This window comes from Parundibacterium terreum, from assembly GCF_014636315.1.
Classification (GTDB): domain Bacteria; phylum Pseudomonadota; class Gammaproteobacteria; order Burkholderiales; family Burkholderiaceae_D; genus Undibacterium; species Undibacterium terreum.
Genome location: NZ_BMED01000002.1, coordinates 139,290 through 155,719 on the forward strand (window position 1 = coordinate 139,290; position 16,430 = coordinate 155,719).

Annotated in this window: 15 protein-coding genes; 5 read left to right on the forward strand and 10 right to left on the reverse strand. The window is 54.1% G+C overall.

Features of this window, described 5'->3' with window-relative positions; genetic code table 11:
* Window positions 1-15: 15 nt before the first annotated feature.
* The 3 genes from IEW12_RS09635 to IEW12_RS09645 all read right to left on the reverse strand — a co-directional run bounded on the left by IEW12_RS09635 (window position 16) and on the right by IEW12_RS09645 (window position 3,571).
* Window positions 16-549, reverse strand: a complete 534-nt coding sequence (locus IEW12_RS09635; RefSeq protein WP_188565857.1) for an AAA family ATPase — start codon at window positions 547-549, stop codon at window positions 16-18.
* 6 nt (window positions 550-555) lie between these two features.
* Entirely contained in the window at window positions 556-1,167 is a 612-nt protein-coding gene (pnuC, locus tag IEW12_RS09640; RefSeq protein WP_188565858.1) for a nicotinamide riboside transporter PnuC, read from the reverse strand.
* 130 nt (window positions 1,168-1,297) lie between these two features.
* Complete coding sequence (locus tag IEW12_RS09645; protein ID WP_188565859.1) at window positions 1,298-3,571, reverse strand: TonB-dependent receptor plug domain-containing protein; 2,274 nt, start codon at window positions 3,569-3,571, stop codon at window positions 1,298-1,300.
* Window positions 3,572-3,806: 235 nt separating this feature from the next.
* Here IEW12_RS09645 and IEW12_RS09650 point away from each other — a divergent pair, with 235 nt between their 5' ends.
* Together IEW12_RS09650 and IEW12_RS09655 are read left to right on the forward strand one after the other, a co-directional pair.
* Complete coding sequence (locus tag IEW12_RS09650; RefSeq protein ID WP_308789122.1) at window positions 3,807-4,298, forward strand: pilin; 492 nt, start codon at window positions 3,807-3,809, stop codon at window positions 4,296-4,298.
* Window positions 4,295-5,314: a 2-dehydropantoate 2-reductase gene (locus tag IEW12_RS09655; RefSeq protein ID WP_188565860.1), complete on the forward strand. Its 1,020-nt coding sequence runs from the start codon at window positions 4,295-4,297 to the stop codon at window positions 5,312-5,314. The genes IEW12_RS09650 and IEW12_RS09655 overlap by 4 nt, the downstream gene beginning before the upstream one ends.
* A 68-nt stretch (window positions 5,315-5,382) precedes the next feature.
* Here IEW12_RS09655 and IEW12_RS09660 read toward each other — a convergent pair whose 3' ends face one another.
* From IEW12_RS09660 to IEW12_RS09680, 5 genes are all read right to left on the reverse strand, one after another.
* Window positions 5,383-6,618: a hypothetical protein gene (locus tag IEW12_RS09660; RefSeq protein WP_188565861.1), complete on the reverse strand. Its 1,236-nt coding sequence runs from the start codon at window positions 6,616-6,618 to the stop codon at window positions 5,383-5,385.
* Window positions 6,619-6,738: 120 nt separating this feature from the next.
* Window positions 6,739-7,500, reverse strand: coding sequence for a hypothetical protein (locus IEW12_RS09665; RefSeq protein ID WP_188565862.1), 762 nt, complete (start codon window positions 7,498-7,500; stop codon window positions 6,739-6,741).
* Window positions 7,501-7,541: 41 nt separating this feature from the next.
* A complete protein-coding gene (locus tag IEW12_RS09670; RefSeq protein WP_188565863.1) occupies window positions 7,542-8,123 on the reverse strand; it encodes a hypothetical protein in 582 nt (193 codons plus the stop codon).
* Window positions 8,120-8,398 (reverse strand): DnaJ domain-containing protein, encoded by a 279-nt coding sequence (locus IEW12_RS09675; protein ID WP_188565864.1) that lies wholly within the window; start codon window positions 8,396-8,398, stop codon window positions 8,120-8,122. Before IEW12_RS09675 ends, IEW12_RS09670 begins: the two co-directional genes overlap by 4 nt.
* Before the next feature lie 279 nt (window positions 8,399-8,677).
* Window positions 8,678-9,043, reverse strand: a complete 366-nt coding sequence (locus tag IEW12_RS09680) for a hypothetical protein (protein ID WP_188565865.1) — start codon at window positions 9,041-9,043, stop codon at window positions 8,678-8,680.
* A gap of 394 nt (window positions 9,044-9,437) precedes the next feature.
* Between IEW12_RS09680 and IEW12_RS09685 the strand changes: the two genes are divergently transcribed.
* The 3 genes from IEW12_RS09685 (at window position 9,438) to IEW12_RS09695 (ending at window position 13,586) form a co-directional block, all read left to right on the forward strand.
* Window positions 9,438-12,140, forward strand: coding sequence for a prolyl oligopeptidase family serine peptidase (locus tag IEW12_RS09685; protein ID WP_188565866.1), 2,703 nt, complete (start codon window positions 9,438-9,440; stop codon window positions 12,138-12,140).
* A gap of 284 nt (window positions 12,141-12,424) precedes the next feature.
* Window positions 12,425-13,066: a DJ-1/PfpI family protein gene (locus IEW12_RS09690; protein ID WP_188565867.1), complete on the forward strand. Its 642-nt coding sequence runs from the start codon at window positions 12,425-12,427 to the stop codon at window positions 13,064-13,066.
* A gap of 46 nt (window positions 13,067-13,112) precedes the next feature.
* A complete protein-coding gene (locus tag IEW12_RS09695) occupies window positions 13,113-13,586 on the forward strand; it encodes a GNAT family N-acetyltransferase (protein ID WP_371874524.1) in 474 nt (157 codons plus the stop codon).
* 152 nt (window positions 13,587-13,738) lie between these two features.
* On the opposite strand, the gene IEW12_RS09700 is transcribed toward IEW12_RS09695, so the two are convergent.
* Both IEW12_RS09700 and IEW12_RS09705 read right to left on the reverse strand, forming a co-directional pair.
* Window positions 13,739-14,740, reverse strand: coding sequence for a DUF4424 family protein (locus tag IEW12_RS09700; RefSeq protein WP_188565868.1), 1,002 nt, complete (start codon window positions 14,738-14,740; stop codon window positions 13,739-13,741).
* A gap of 189 nt (window positions 14,741-14,929) precedes the next feature.
* Entirely contained in the window at window positions 14,930-16,384 is a 1,455-nt protein-coding gene (locus IEW12_RS09705; RefSeq protein ID WP_188565869.1) for a DHA2 family efflux MFS transporter permease subunit, read from the reverse strand.
* Window positions 16,385-16,430: the final 46 nt, after the last annotated feature.

Sequence of the window (16,430 nt, forward strand, 5' to 3'; positions counted from 1 at the left end):
TTTTGCTTTTAAGCGCTATATCCATCCCGCTGCGTCCAGCGCAGCGTGTACGAGGGACATGCGATGCTGCATGTCCCCGCTTACCAGCAGGTAGGGGATGGCCCTGGCCTGCAATTCCTTCAGTAATTCATCATGCACCATCTGGCGCATCGCTTCCGACTCCCTCTGCAAGCCGTCCGGTGTCCACGGCAAATCTGGCGCAGTCACTATCGTAAAATCGTAAACACGCGCTCGCGTCAATTGCTGCAAGGGTGCATCCGCCTGTACAAAATAGAAGTGGCTGTAGATCGCCGTCATTAACGGCGTGGTATCGCAAAACAGAAAACGGTTGGCACGCGACAAGGCTTGCTCTTCGCGGGCGACCTGGGTGCTGGCGATATGGAACTGGTCGCCCTCTACCGGAACGCGCTGATGGGTCTCGACGAATTCACGCAGATACTCGGGCACCCACTCCGTCTGGTAGTGGGCAGCCAGTTGCTCGGCCAGAGAAGATTTTCCAGAGGATTCCGCACCCAGTATCGCAATGCGTTTGATGTCTGCAGCTTGCATGAACGCCTAACTGCCGGCAACGGCTGCGGGTACTGCCGCCGAATTATTCCACGCGCGCAAACCCATGGCTGCCATGATCACAAACAGCGCATACAGGATCGCCGTCAGCATCAGATGCTTGTACATGTATAAGCTGACATACAGGATGTCCACCAATATCCATACATGCCAGTTTTCCAGCTTCTTGCGGGACAGCAGCAATTGCCCCAGCAAGCTACCGGCCGTCAGGAAACCATCCATATAAGGTACGTCGGTATCGGTATACGACTTCAGGAAAATGGACAGGATGCCAAAGCCTGCCAGCCACATCAGCGCTGACTTAGCCCAGCCAGCTCCGGACAGCCGTGATATCTGCAACTCGCCATGGGCAGTTCCTCCACGCAGCCATTGATACCATCCCCATACCGACACCGCGATAAACACCAGCTGCAAACCGGCGTCGCCATACAGCCGGGATTGCGCAAACACCAGTGCATACAGGCCGGAAGCAAGGATAGAGAAGAGCCAGGCCCAATGGGTCTGCCGTATGTTCAGGGCGACGGTAATGACGGACAGTACGAATGAAACCAGCTCCAGCGGAGTGGTAGTAAAGCCGAATAGGGGAACGATGTCATTCATGTAATGCTGGCCGCTTCATAAAGAGTACGGCAAGCATTATCACTGATTAGGCTGGCGCTGTCATGTCAGGCCAGCTTTATGAAGTTACCAAGTTACGAAGGCCTGCCCTCGCGGGCAGGTGTCAATACAATCAGAATTTTTGTTCCAGCAGCACCCTCACGACGGTATTGGTCGGCGTGAAGGTGGTTTGGCGCTGCGATCCCGTTGCATCGGCATAAATCGTCGCAGCGACATTATCCTGATGCAGCATATTGGCCAGGGAAATGCGCAACTGGGTCTTGGCATCGAACTTCCACAGGCCGAACATATCCAGCACGCGCTTGGGTGCAGAGTAAGAGCTCTGCGTGCCGGACAGGCGCACCGGGCCGCCATCCTGGAAGCTCAGGTTGCCGCCCAGGGTCAGCGGCATGCCGCCTACCTTGTAGTCCATGCCCAGATTGGCGCTGACAGGTGTTTGGGAATCCAGCCTGTTGTTCGGTCCCGGTACGGTGGACAAGGTGGACCAGTTGAAAGACAGATTGGCCCGGAAATCGATCGCCGGCGCCGTCTTATACAAAGAACGCAATGGCATCTTGGCTTCCAGTTCTATGCCTCGCGTAGTCGCCTGGCCGTCATTCACCGGCATCGTGACCCAGGATCCGTTGGTAAAAGACAATTGCTGGCGTGTGATGTCGTCGATGCGGCGATAAAACACGCTGGCGCTCAGCAGGCCGCCATCAGGCAGATAGTGTTCGTATGCAGCATCCAGGCCCCAGGCCAACTCGGGGCGCAGGTTAGGATTGCCCTGGCTGTCCGGGCTGACGGCACTATTATTATTGGACAGGTAGCGGCGCGGAATCAGGTTGCCGGTGGATGGCGCCTTGTAAGTGCGGGTTAGGCCGAAGCGCACCTGGTCGTTCTTGGAGTCAGGCAATTTCCACAAGGTCTGCAATAAAGGGCTCCACACAGCGGAGCGGTTGCTCACTGCGGAAAACAGCTTGCCCTCGCTGCTGGTATCCAGCGTCTCCCAGCGCAAACCCATATACACCGACCAGCGTTGCGTGACACTCCACTCATCCTGCGCAAATACGGCCAAGCGTTTGACCGTGGCGCTGAAGCTCTCGTTCAGGTTGATAGGAGTAATGCCGGTGAAGGTGGCGTCGTTTTGCAGACGGTCTTCGCCGCGCTGGCTATAGGCGCCGTCCCAGCCGACCACCAGTGCGTGATCGGTGATGATAGGCGTGGAATATTTGCCGCTCGCGGTAAAACCCTTGTCGGTGGCATCGGTAGTCAGCTTGCGGTCCAGCTCAAACACGCCGGTATCGCTATATCCCTGATAGGCCACGTCGGAGTCGCGCTTGTTATAGTTGGCACCAAACTTCACATCCAGCTTCGCACCTTCGCTCAGCTTATGGATCCAGTTCACATCGGTGCGAAACATATTGGACCGGGATTTGAAATGCTGGGAATTGCTCGCGTAGAGAGGAGCGTCGCCTATCGAGGTTGTAATATTTTCCCTGGTATTGCCTTCAGACTCATTATGAGTCACAAAGCTTTGCGAAGTCAGGTTATCGCCGTTGGGTAAAACCCAGTTCAGCCGTGGCGAGATATTCACAACTTCAAAACGTCCGTGATTTTCATCGGTGTAATGGCGCGCCAGGTCTTGCTTACCCGTGGCATCGGTACCAATTTCCTCTATCGTGGAAGGACGCTCCCAACGGCCCCGGTACGTAGCGCCAGCCAGCGAATAGGATAATTTGTCTATCCGGTCTGACAACTGCAGGTTGACACCTTCAGACCACACACCATGCTCATAGGACGCACCCGGCTTGATCTCCCGCTGCGCAGTCTGCACCGCCTTCTTCAACACGATATTGATTGCACCGGCGATGGCCTGCGTACTGTATTCAGCCGTAGCGGCACGCATGATCTCTATGCGCTCTATCAGCTCCGGCGCGATGGAATCCAGGGAGAAGCCGGGAGGGCTGGGTTCACCGTTCAGCAATATCTGCGTATAACCTGAACCCAGCCCACGCATGCGAATCTCCCCGCCCCGCCCCTGCACGCCGCCTATCGTAATACCGGGCAAGCGCTTCAGCACATCGGCCACAGTGCTGTCACCGAACTTGACGATCTCTTCGTGCGTGACCACGACCTTGGTCGCGGTATCCAGGCGCCGCTCGTCATATTCCCTGTTACCAGATATTTCCACAGTCCTGACCGCTTCGGCTTTTTCCTGCTTCGCTACCGGTGCCGCCGTTTTTCCACTTGCTGCCTTACCCGCTTTTACGTCCGTAGTTTCCGCTTGCTCCGTTTTTTCCGACTCTGCGTTGCCCGCGGGTTGTTGTGCGTAAGCAGCGCCGCCAAAGGCAGCCAATATCGCAAAAGGGACGGGGGTAAGGCGGAAATTAAAAGTAGATAACATAAAGGCTATATATGGCTGCAGAGGCTGTTGAAATAAAAAACAGGGAATTAAACAAAGGCGACATCAAAATAGACAAAGCTTTTGACTATAGCAAGAATGACAAAGTTCCACTAGGGGAAACAATTTTCCTTTTTTGCTAGCAAGGCTGATTTACACTAGCGTATCTATGGACGATTTTGCGCAATTTGCTGTCAAATCGCTTCAAAAACCAATGATAGTCTGATAAGGCAACAAGATGATGACAAAGAAAACCGGCTTCACCTTGCTGGAAATGATGGTTGTCGTGGCTGTGATTGCAATCCTGGCTGCGATGGCGCTGCCATCCTATCAATACAAGATTGTGCGCGAGCAGATAGAAAACGGCATGACGCTGGCCGACATTGCAAAAAAACCTGTTGCTGCCGCCTGGGCCGACAAGCAGCCCTTGCCGGTAGATAATGCCGCGGCTGGTTTGCCTGCCGCCGACAAAATCGTCAACAACTATGTCAGCGCCCTCAGCGTACAGGATGGCGTAATCAATATCACCTTCGGCAACCGCGCGCAGAGCGTTATTCGCGGCAAGATTTTGTCGATACGTCCGGGCGTGGTGGAAGGTGCAGCTATCGTCCCCGTCACCTGGGTATGCGGCAATGCAGACGCGCCGACCAACATGACAGCCAAGGGGAATAACCAGACCAGTGTACCTGGCGCTTATTTGCCGCTGCCTTGCCGCAAAATCAACCCATGACGGACAACACCAGCGCAGGGACCAAGATGAAAGACTTGAAGATAACGATAGTAGGCGCCGGTGCAGTAGGCGGCCTGATCGCAGCCAGGCTGGAGCATGCCGGCATCAGGACATCGGTGCTGGCGCGCGGTGCGCATCTGGCCGCCATCCAGTCCAACGGCCTGAAGCTGCTGGAGCAAGAGCAGGAATTGACCAGCCATCCCAGGGCGGCGGCGTCCGCCGATGAACTCGGCGCGCAGGACATTGTCTTTCTATGTCTGAAGGCCCCGGCCCTGTTTGAATCGGTACAGTCATTGCAAGGCCTGATTTCCGCCGATACCGTGATCGTGCCGGCGATGAATGGCGTGCCTTGGTGGTTCATGGCGGGTATCCAGGGCCCATACGCCGACACCTGGCTAAAAACCACAGATCCGCAGCATAACCTGTCGGACTACCTGCCGCCTGCTCAAGTCCTGGGCTGTGTGGTCCATCTGGGATCGACGATACAGGGGCCGGGCGTGATACGGCGCGGCATGGGCAATCAACTGATCATCGGCGAGCCGGATGGCAGCCGCTCCAGCCGCCTTGAACTGGTTGCAGGCCTGCTAGCGCAAGCCGGGTTCGAAGTAAAAGCCAGCGAGAACATCCGCCAGGATATCTGGACCAAGCTATGGGGCAATATGAACATGAATCCCATCAGCGCCCTTACCTCGTCAACGCTGGATGCAATACTGGATGACCCGCTGACCCATCAACTGGTGCTGGACATGATGGAAGAAGCAAAACGCATAGGCGAAAAAATAGGCATACAGTTGCCGATGGATGCGCGCGAACGCACGGTCATCACCAGAAAACTCGGCGCCTTCAAGACCTCGATGCTGCAAGACCTGGAAGCCGGGCGCCAGATGGAAATCGATCCCATACTTGCAGTGGCGCACGAACTGGCGCAAGTAGTCGGCGTGGACACGCCCTTCATCAATGCGGTATTGGGCCTGGTGAGGCAGCGCGCCCGCAATGCCGGTCTGTATACCTACTAAGAGTAAGGGAGTAAAAAAAACGGCGATCAAATGATCGCCGTCAGTTTTGTTGATGCAGAATCCGGCTCCTATTTCTTTGCCGCTTTCTCTATATAGCAGTTCTCGCGCAGGAAGCGCATTGCCCCGGTGTAATTGCTATCCCAGTCATCCATCAGGTAGTTATTCGCTTCTTCCACAAATTCTTCCCAGTCGGCCAATAGGCTTTCCTGTTTTTCATGCGGTGCTGCGGTCTTGATGAAATCCGTCGCGGCATCCGGATTGAAGCCTTCATCGCGCAGCTTCTTCACCAGTTTCTTCGCACCGGCTTCGGTCAGGCTGGTTTTGGGTGGCAAGTCTGCCGACAGGCAAAGGAACAGGGTCAGCAGCGAATCGATATCGCTTTTCCCCTTCGTCACCTTGGTCCACTCCTTGGACACCAGCGCATCATATTCCGAGGTATCTTCTACTTCATAATCCCCCAGGAAATACCTGTCTTTCAGTTCATACACCAGCCTGTCCAGCGACATTTCCATATCCTGGATACGCGGCAGGTCACGCTCCCCGACTTCCTTCTGGATACGCTCTGCGATAGCGCGGTATTTTTCCGGTATCTCCGCCGCTTTTGCCTTCGCCGTCTTTCCGGCCTTTGGCACCTTCGATACCTTCGCACCTTTGGCCCGCATGCTGTCCAGCAGCGCCGCAAACTCCACCTGGTTCAATACGCTGGTATCGGTCTTGCCTGCCAGCCGCAGCAACATCACTGTCCTGATCACGGATTCTGCATCGGCATCCTGTTCCTGCAGATCGGCCTTTTCCATACCCAGTTGCGCACCAAACCAGAAGCCTGCTTCTATCTCCAGCAAATTGGCCTTGCGCTGCGCCAGGGCTTTTTGATAGTCGATCTGGCTTTCCTTGCGGGACCAGAACTCCAGGAAATCTTCAACCCGGCCTTTTTCTTCACGGCCCAGCAATGCATACTCCGGCATCGCAAACAAGGCCTTGATCAGGCCGGAGCCACCGCGCGACAGCGACAGAAAACTATTGTCGCGTATCAGCTTGGCGGCAAGCTGAAGATCGCCGTTCGACGTCTCCGACAAATACAAGCTCACCAGATTGACAATGCGCTTGCGTGCCGTTTCTATCTCGGGCCGCAGATACTTGCTGCCAAAGGCCTCCGCAATCTGCACCATGCCCTTGGGCGCATCGGTTTCTATCGCTGCGATCTTGGCCTGGTCTATCACGCCTTGCTGAACGCCAAGCCGCAATGCCCTTTCAAAGAAAGGGCGATCTTCAAACAGGGAAACATTGAAAGTAGTATCGGACATTGATTGCCTTGGCATTCAGCCCTTATTCAAACAGGGGCATGGAAAGAGAAAGCGCCTCCCGCAGCCGGAGCCAGCGGTGGCGCATTGGAAAGAAGCAAAGCAGCTTCCGAAGACCGGCGCTTACAGCGCAGACTCTTCTTCGTCGCCCTTGTCTTCCTTCTCGTTCTTCGGTGCATCTTCGTCGTCCTCGTCCTTGGCCAGCATTTCGGCTTCGGCGTCTTCCAAGGCCTGGGCACTATTCTGGTAACGGGTGCGCAATTTCAGCAATACTTCCCTGAACAGTTCCGGCAACTGGAAGCGCAGGATGTAGGTCACTTCCATCCAGTCATGGTCGATCACATTGGCCATGTCCTGCGGCGACAGCGACGCATCGGTATCGCCGCTCAGGTTCATCAGATCATCGTCGATAGCCTGGGTCTTGACTTCATCGCCGTATTCAAACAGATCAAAAGTGCCATAGCGGTAGAAGTGTTCCACGCGCTTGGTGCGCTCGGACAGGTAATCGACCAGCGCATCGTAGCCGCCATCCAGTTCACCGATCTCGTACAGGAACTCGGCCGGATCTGCGCCTTCGCGGAAGATGACGGAATTGATCATGCCGCGCAATTGCTCATGGCTAAGATCGCCATAACGCTTCTCAAGCACAACCGCTTTGGCGAACTGCTCAGGCGTCACCAGCAGGTTGACCAGGGATTCCTTCGATGTGTCGTATTCACGGATGATCGCCAGCAAGTCCTTGGCAGGAAACTCATCCAGCGCCGCCACCAGTGCGTGATCACCCTCCGTTTCCGCCATCGTCGCCAATGCCGATTCCGCACCGACTATATCGCCTATCTTGACCAGGCTTTGCGCCTCTATCAGCGCCGGAAAATTTGTCTTCATTGTCGTCCTAAATAATTCTGTTTGATTCTGCTTAGTTCTATTTAATCTTTACGGTCGAAACCTTGTTCCACCAGCCAGTCAGCCCCGGCCTCTTCCAGGTCTTGCTGGTCTTCATCGTACTCGTCGCCGCTGCCGTTGCGGGTATCGACGTGGTAGCGGCCCTCATTGGCTTCGCTGTCGTCTTCATCTTCCTCTTCATGCTCTTCGACATTGGAGGGGCTGTTGGCGCGCGATTTGCCGCTTTTGTTCAGATATTCCAGGCAGGCAGCAGTCACCATGAACTGATCACCATCGACATTATCCAACACAATCGCACTCAATTTCTCGGCCCATGCTTCCAGCACGACGCTGGACTTCAGTTCTTTCCATGAAGGAAATCTATTTGGCTCTTTCGACGCCAGCACTTCGAGTACCAAAGGATTCAAGAATTTCATGCCGCCGTGAAAAGCTACCGCAATCATTTCGGGATTGCTCTTCAGCATGGGCAGCAGCAGCGGCACTTCGCCACGCTTGGTCATCAGGCGCTTGCGCAATATATCGTTGCCTTCGGAATCGCTACGCAAGTCCTCCAGTTCCGCATCATACGCCGATGCCAGGGCTTCAAAAAATTGTGACAACTTCACTGCACTACTCCTGATAAATAATTCTTCCAAATTTCTGTTGCGGTCTGCAGGGGATCTTCCAGCAGGTTGCGCCGCCGATTTTCATCGTAGGCGGCGCGGGCAGCCTCGTCCGACAGGACATCATAGGCTTCCCTGATCTCGCGGAATTTTTCTGGTGCGATTTCCGATGTATTCCTGTCCGGGTGAAATTCGGCAGCCTTCTGCCTGAATGCTTTTTTTACCTCTGACAGCGGTGCTGTGCTCGATATTCCCAAAACAAAGTAATAGTCTTTCATGCACCCTCTTTAAATTTCAATAATGGCAATATCCTGCCCCATGCATTATAAAAGCCCCGCATCTTAACATCGCTGGCACTAAAACGATAAGGCCGGAACGCATTTCCTTGGCATCAAGAAGATGATTCTACAAAAAGAAGGGAAGATAGAGGAAGTTGCAAGAGCATGGCATGATTTCAACGAAAACCGGCTATCGTCAAAACAGTGTTGCTGAAAAAGCAAATCCGGGCCATTTACAATACAAGTAAATGGCCCGGTTTGATGTGGAATTTTAGGGGCTTAAGCCTGTTTTCTGCGGGCTATGTAAGCAATTGCGGCAATCAGCAAGACTACCGGCAGCACAACCGGGGCCAAGGCCAGCAACACGATCAGCAGGATGAAGGCGAACAGCCCCATCAGGAACAGCGATACTCCGGCCAATACCGCGCCGACTATCACCAGCGCGAAGACCGCAGCAACCAGGCCTATCACCATCCCGCCAAATGCAAAACCGGCGCCGGCGATGCCATCAACAGAGTCCCCATCTACCGTCACGGCCCAGTTGGCGTCGTGGCCGCCGAACGACAGCAAGGCGCCGACTGCCAAAGCGGCAATAACAAGCAGCACTGCAAAGCTCAACAAGTAGTTACGTGTCCTGGTGTTCATGGTGGATATCCTTTTATTGTATGGCCCATATTTTTGTCGTAATCAGCTAGCCATGTTTGTCTGATCCGATGTAAGCATCTTACGAAAACCTGCTTTCCTCCTCAATTGAACTGCGACAGAACGACGGAACACATGGATAAAGTGATAAAAACACGGATAGCCGTAGCAATTCGGGGATAAAACGCCGGGAAATCGCGTTTTTCAGCCAATAAAAGCCGGAGGTTACAAAAATTTCCGCAAAAACACTTCCATCAAGGAACTGTTTTACACTTCTCATGTCCATCTGTTTCCGACTGGAGCTTTAGTTAGGAAAATTAGTCAGGAAAATTATTATTAGACTTGCCGCGTAGATCACCATCACGAGGCAGGCGATTACCCCCTCCGAGAGAACCCAATGACGCCAAGATTACTATCTGCCAGTGTAGCGCTGGCATGGGCAGCCTTTGCAGGCATCAGCCTCAGCCATGACTACGCACATGCAGCCACATCGCCCGCCTCCACGACCGCTGCACCTCTGGCCCGCCTGAAGCCCAGCGAACTGACACTGGAACGCCTGTACCGCTCCAAGAGCTACGCAGGACAAGCTGCACGCGATCTGCATTTCAGCGAAGACGGGCGTTATCTGGCTTATCTATGGAACCCTTTCGGGGAAAACGGCAGCGACTTGTATGTCTATGACACGCAAACCGGGCTCAGCACGCGCATCACCTCCCCCGCCATCATGAAGGCCTACGATTCACCGGAAGATCTGGAGCGTTACAATAAAAAGGGCCTGCAAAAGGAACGTGAAGAAGCAGAACGCCAGGCCAAGGCTGAAGCGCAAGCCGCTTACCTGCGTGGCGAAAAAGTGGACCTGTACCAATGGGAAACCGCCGCACTGGAAGTGCTGAAGCGCGAACAGGCTGAGAAAAAGGCCAAGGACGCCGCCAAGAAGCTGGAGCTGGACGCTGAAGCAGCCAAGGAAAAGGTTGCTGCAGCCGCCGCCAGGAAAGACGGCAAGAGCGAGGCAGAAATCGCAGAAGCCGACCGCAAGGCCGACGACGCAGAAAAGAAAGCCGCCAAGCTCAGCGACAAGCCCAAGGAATTGTGGGAATTGCGCGATGACCTGAAGAAGAAACTGGAAAAAGAAAAGCTGAAGCCCAGCGACCTGTATCCAGGCGTAGAAGACCTGGTATGGGCGAAGAGCCGTAATGAACTCATCTTCCAGTATCGCGGTGACCTGTTCCGCCTGAGCCTGGCCGATGGCAAGATCGAGCCTCTGACGCAGACCGGCCGGCTGAAACGCATCGTCTCTTACAACGCGGACGACAGCGGCTATCTGTATATGGACGATAAGCGCATCTACAGCGCCCGCTTCGATCGCGGCACTGTCGTGCAACTGAACCGCGAATTGTGGAACCCGGACGACGAAGAAAAGAAATACAAGATCACCGACACGGTGCTCAGCGAAAACAAGCAGTGGATGGCGATTTCTGCAGAGGCGCCTGAGCCCAAGCCTGAAGGTGATGCCAAGCCTGCCCCGGCCGAACGCCAGGTAGAAATCATGAACTACAACAGCCGCTTTGCCACCGCCAAGAAAGTCTCGCGCGAAGTCTCTGACGACAAGCGCAAGGTACTGGCATCGGCGCTGTATATACGCCGCGTAGCAGACGTTTCCGCGAAACAGCCGGAGCCGGTATTTACCAATGCCGGCGGCGACGTCTGGTTTGAAATGAGCAAAGTGACCTGGGCCAAGGATGGCAGCCGCTATACCTTCTCCACCTGGGAACGCGAAAAGGAACTGCTGCGCATTTATGTCGGCAAAGCTGAAGAAGGCGTGAAGCCCGCCATGGTTTTCGAGCGCAGGGGCAAGGTTGGCCATGAGGTGGTCAACGTATTGTCGCCGCGCTTCACACCGGATGGCAGCAAGCTGATCGCCATCCTGGATGAAGACGGCTTCCGCCAGCCTTACGTGATCGATACCGGCAATGGCAGCGCGCATGCCATCGTCAAGGGTAGTTTCGAAACGCACCATATCGTCGGCTTTACGCCGGATAGCAAAACGATGTTCGTCGCTGCCAACCGCGACGATTTTGCGGCGATGAATCTGTACAGCGTGGACCTGTCCAACGGCAATATGAAGGCCCTGGGCCAGGCGGGAGACTACCACCGCACGACCACCGTGTCGGAAGACGGCCAACGCATTGCGACGATGGCAGGCCAGTGGTCGCACCGTCCGGAATTGCAGTACCTGGACCTTGCCAAAGCCAACCACCGCACATTGACGCAAAGCCATGACCCGGCTTGGGCCCAGGTTGACCTGATGCGTCCTGAACGCTTCCACTATACGAACCGCCACGGCGACACTATCCAGGCCTATGCCTTCAAGCCGGCCAACTGGAGCGCCAGCGACCACCGCCCTGCCGTGGTGTATACCTATGGCGGCCCCTTGAACGACAGGCATACCGTGGAGACCGACAGCTTCCAGCAAACCGCCTACCTGTTCGGCATGTATATGGCGGCAAAGCACGGCTACGTGATGGTGGCGGTTGATCCGCGCGGCCACTCCGATTACGGCCGCCGCTTCAGCGATGCCAACTGGGAACAGCCTGGCAAACCACAAACCGAGGATCTGGAAGACCTGGCCAAGTACATGGGCAACAAACTGGGTGTGGACGGCAAGCGCATAGGCCTGACAGGCTGGAGCTTCGGCGGCTTCCAGACCCAGTACACGATGTACACCAGCCCTGATACCTTCGCCGCCGGCATCGCGGGTGCGGGGCCGACAGAATGGGAAAACTACAATAGCTGGTATAGCGGCCGCACGATAGGCAAGACTGAACGCAATAAACCGACCCTGCGCCGCTTCTCCCTGTTGCCGCTGACCGCAGGCCTGAAAAAACCGCTGATGCTGGTACACGGCATGCAGGATCCTAACGTGCTGTATCAGGATACGGTGAATGTGTATCGCGCGTTGCTGGAAAACGGCAAGGAAAACCTGGTTGACCTGTTCCTCGACCCGGATGGAGAACATGGGCTGGGCGGCGTGGTCAAACCCAAGGCGCTGCACAAGAAGTATGAAAGCTTCTTCCTGGAACACCTGGGGGAAGGCCGCTAGAAAGACCGCTAGCACAGCAGGCAGGTCTCCTCCTGTGTAACTGCAAGCACCAGCCAGAGTCTTGGAACAAAGGGTGCTGTTGATCATCTGATTATGATCAACGGCACCCTTTTTCATTGCAACTATGTTTTTTTTGCATCGGTGCGCGCGCAGATGCTGTACCGGTACAATTTGAGAAAACTGTATCGCGACATAGAGACTGTCTACCACTATGATGAACTGAAATCGAAGCTTGCTTCCTTCTGTAGCGCCAGCGGCTTCATTCTTACCCGGAGAAAACAGCCATGCACATCGCCATTCTCACCTTTGAAGGCTTTAACGAACTCGATTCCCTGATTGCCTATGGGATGCTAAGCCGCATTTCGCTGCTGGGCGACACCAACTGGAAAGTCAGTATCGCCAGCCCGTCCGCACGCGTTACCTCGATGAATGGCCTGAGCATAGACGCGCATATCGGACTGGAAGAAGCCAGCCAGGCTGATGCCGTGCTGATAGGCAGTGGGAGAAGAACCCGCGAGGTCGCCAATGATGCTTCCATCATGAGCCGCATACAACTGGACCCGGCGCGCCAACTGGTCGCCGCGCAGTGCTCCGGCACCTTCTTGATGGCAAAGCTGGGCGTGCTGGGCAAGACGCCAGCCTGCACCGACACTACCAGCAAACCCTGGGTGCAAGAAGCCGGGGTCAACATCTTGAACCAGGCTTTCTTCGCCAGCGGCAATATAGCAACTGCAGGCGGTTGCCTGTCTGCACAATACCTTTCTGCCTGGATGCTGGCGCGCCTGAAAGGCATCAAGGAAGCAAAAGAGGTAATGCATTATTTCGCGCCGGTCGGCGAGAAAGAAGAATATGTCGCGCGGGCCCTTTCCCATATCGCGCCACACATAAACGAGCACACGAGCGGCTTGAAGGAACTGGCAACGTGAGCGACGTGAGCCCTTGCAGATGTAATCAGAGAGGATGAAATCCGCCATGTCCAGCCTGCTGAATAATTCGATACAAATACGCGCTGTAGCCGAGGCTGACTTTGATGACTGGAAGCCTCTTTGGGATGGCTACAATGCTTTCTACGGACGCCACGGCGAAACAGCCTTGCCGCAACACATCACGCAAACGACCTGGGCACGTTTCTTTGACGCCTACGAACCGGTTTATGCGCTAGTAGCTGAAAACGAGGGCCGGCTAGTGGGCCTGGCCCACTTCCTTTTTCACCGCAGCACCACGCAGGACGGCCCGGTGTGCTATCTGCAGGACTTATTCACTGATGAGCATGCCAGAGGAAAAGGTGTCGCCCGGATGCTGATAGCAGAAGTCTATGCGCGCGCCAAGGCAGGCGGAAGCAGCAGGGTCTACTGGCAGACACATGAAAGCAATCACACTGCGATGCAATTGTATGACAGGATGGCCGAAAAATCGGGTTTCATTGTGTATCGCCATTTGCTTTAAATATTAAAAATTGAAATGTCCTTAAACAATTTTTGATATCTAAATTAAGCAAAATGAACAAAAAATAGCACCATAATTTCTTTAATAATTCGCGCTTCTAGATCATCAAATGTTTATTGATAATATCTAAAAATGTCTACTTTATGCGTTTGCTATGGATAAGGGAAAAACGTATAAAAATTTACCCAAACCCTATCAGGTGGAATGAAATTATCAAAATGGAACCGGATAGTCTTATCGTCCACGCGAACGGGTTTTCCGGGAAAACAAAGTGACACGATGCTATCTGGATTTTCTTTTACGATATCCAAAGTAAAATCGGAAATTGGGCCTTTCCAGTTTCTGGCAGTTCCCAGTATATATTCGACATCGTTTAGATAAACCTGAACGCTTTTTGCGCCCTTCTTACCTAGTAAGTCGATCTTTTTTGCGATCGCATCAAGCGCGCCCTCGGCTAAGCAAGAACGGTCGGTGGAATCGTCCAAAATTGAAGATACTGCAAGCTCCGACTGCGTCAAAGGAGTATTTGGAATTACGTTGGTAAAGACTTGTCCTTTCATTGGCTTATAAGAGTGCTCAACCCGGATTTCCTGCTTGGCAGGAAAGATTTGCTTCCAGTATGCCGTTTCTGAGACCACCCACTCCGGAAATGCCACACCAAAAGCTCCAAGCTTTTTCAATTGCTTAAGCTGTTTTTTAGAGACTTCCAATTCCATGTCGGCAAAAGCAAAAGTGCGGAAAATTTGTTCGTTTGACAAACCAATCTTGCGGAGAGAGTTCGTAATATCAATTTCTTTTAGCAGGGCTTTGCTTTCGGTTTTTGTAGCAACTTTATGACCATCAACCGAAACTATAAATGATTCAATAGGGCCCACATTCGCATCAAGCGCACTTTGCCCTGCGTTCCATCGGAAAGAAGGCATCGGGAAAGCTACTATCGAACTGACTGGTGAATTACTCTCATTAAGAAACCGATATTTAACAACGATGCTCTCAGTCGAAATCGTCAATTTCTCATTTGTCATGCGAATGTCATCCGTCTTAGTAAACGTTAGCCCCCCTGCTCCTATGCGGGCAGTTGAGTCATTTGCATAAACGGTGAAAGTAGAAAAAAGAAGAATGGTAAATTGCAAAATAGAAATTTTGTGGCGCATATTTTAGAATTATTTTTTGACGGTCGTTTTAATTAAATCAGCATCAAAGTTCAATATTGATTTCTAAATAGAGTAAATATTTGAAGCATTCTAATGTGATTTAACGCCATCTTAAAAACTTTGCAAGAATTCTCCTTTTTAGAAAAAAGTCTTTATAACGGGTCGGCGTGAAATAAAAATTTATCCGTACTAGATCGTTACAGATTTAATTCCAAAAAACGCGCATACTGCTGCCGCCACCGCAGCGCCTGCAGCGACAAGCGCGGCAGCGTGAAACGCCGCCAGCAGAGCAGCTCCCTGCGACGCCAGCACCAGCCCCAGCAATGCAGTAGCCACCAGGCCGCCGGAACGTGCCACTGCGCTGTTGAAACCGGAGGCGACGCCGGTGTGCTCAGTTCCCACGGAAGATAGTACTGCGGTCGTCAATGGAGCAACCGCGCCGGCCATGCCCAGTGCAATGACCAGCATCGCCGGCAAGGTCGTAGTCCAGTAACTGCTACCGTCGCCAATGCGGGTGGCAAGTAAAAATCCTACTGCGACGATCAGCGGCCCCACTGTGAGCGGCAGGCGTGGGCCGATTTTCCCTGCCAGCCTGCCCATCGTGGATGAAGCAAGCGCAATGACAATGGGTAATGGCAGCAAGGCAGCACCGGCGGCGGTTGCAGAATATCCATCGACCTTGATCAGCACGAAAGGCACCAGCACCATCAGCGCGCCGAGCGCGCCATAGAGCAGGAAAGTCAGCAGGTTCAACCCGGCAAAAGAGGCAGAGCCAAACAAGGACATCGGCAGCATGGCGCCTTCTCCGGCGTTTTTTTCTGCCCAGATAAAAAATAGCAGGAACACGATGCCGGCAACGATTGCCGTCGATGATATCCAGTTGAAGCGGCTCTGCGCCGAGGCCAGGGTCAAGCCCCAGGTAAGCGCAGCCAAGCCTATGCTCGCCAGCATTGCACCGGGCAAATCCAGTGACGGCCGCGCCGGATTGGGTTCGTCGCACAGATAGCGGGCTCCCAGATAAAATGCGAGCGCTGCAATCGGCAGATTGATCAGGAAGATCATGCGCCAGCCCACAACATCGATCAGCCAGCCGCCCAATAGCGGGCCGAGCGCACCGGCAGCAGCACCGATGGCAGCCCAGATGCCGATCGCCCTGCCACGCGCTTCGCCGCTAAAATTGGCTCCCAGTATCGCAAGACTGTTTGGCATCAGCAAAGCCGCCCCTATTCCTTGCAGCACCCTGCCCGCAATCAGCCATGCCAGTGCGGGAGCCGCCGCGCATAACGCGGATGCCAGCGCAAACAGAAAAACGCCGATCAGCAACAGGCGCTTGCGCCCGAAACGGTCACCCGCGGCACCGCCCAGCAAGAGCAGCGCACTCAGGGGCAATAAATAACCATTCACTACCCAAGACAGACCCACTGCTCCGGCATCCAGGCTATGCCCGATCGCAGGCAAGCCCACATTGACGACAGAACCGTCGATGAAGGCCAAACTGGAAGCGAGAATAGTAGTGGCAAGTATCAGGCGCGAATGGGTGGCATCGCTAATGCCAGGGCTTGCGGCAGCATTGGGCGCAACTCCCGATTGCGGCATGCTGGCAGCAATAGAACGGTCGCAGCCGGGAGGGAGGCTGGCGCTCATGGCACCAACCCGAGAACATTGCGGTATCTTGCAGTATCAGACACGA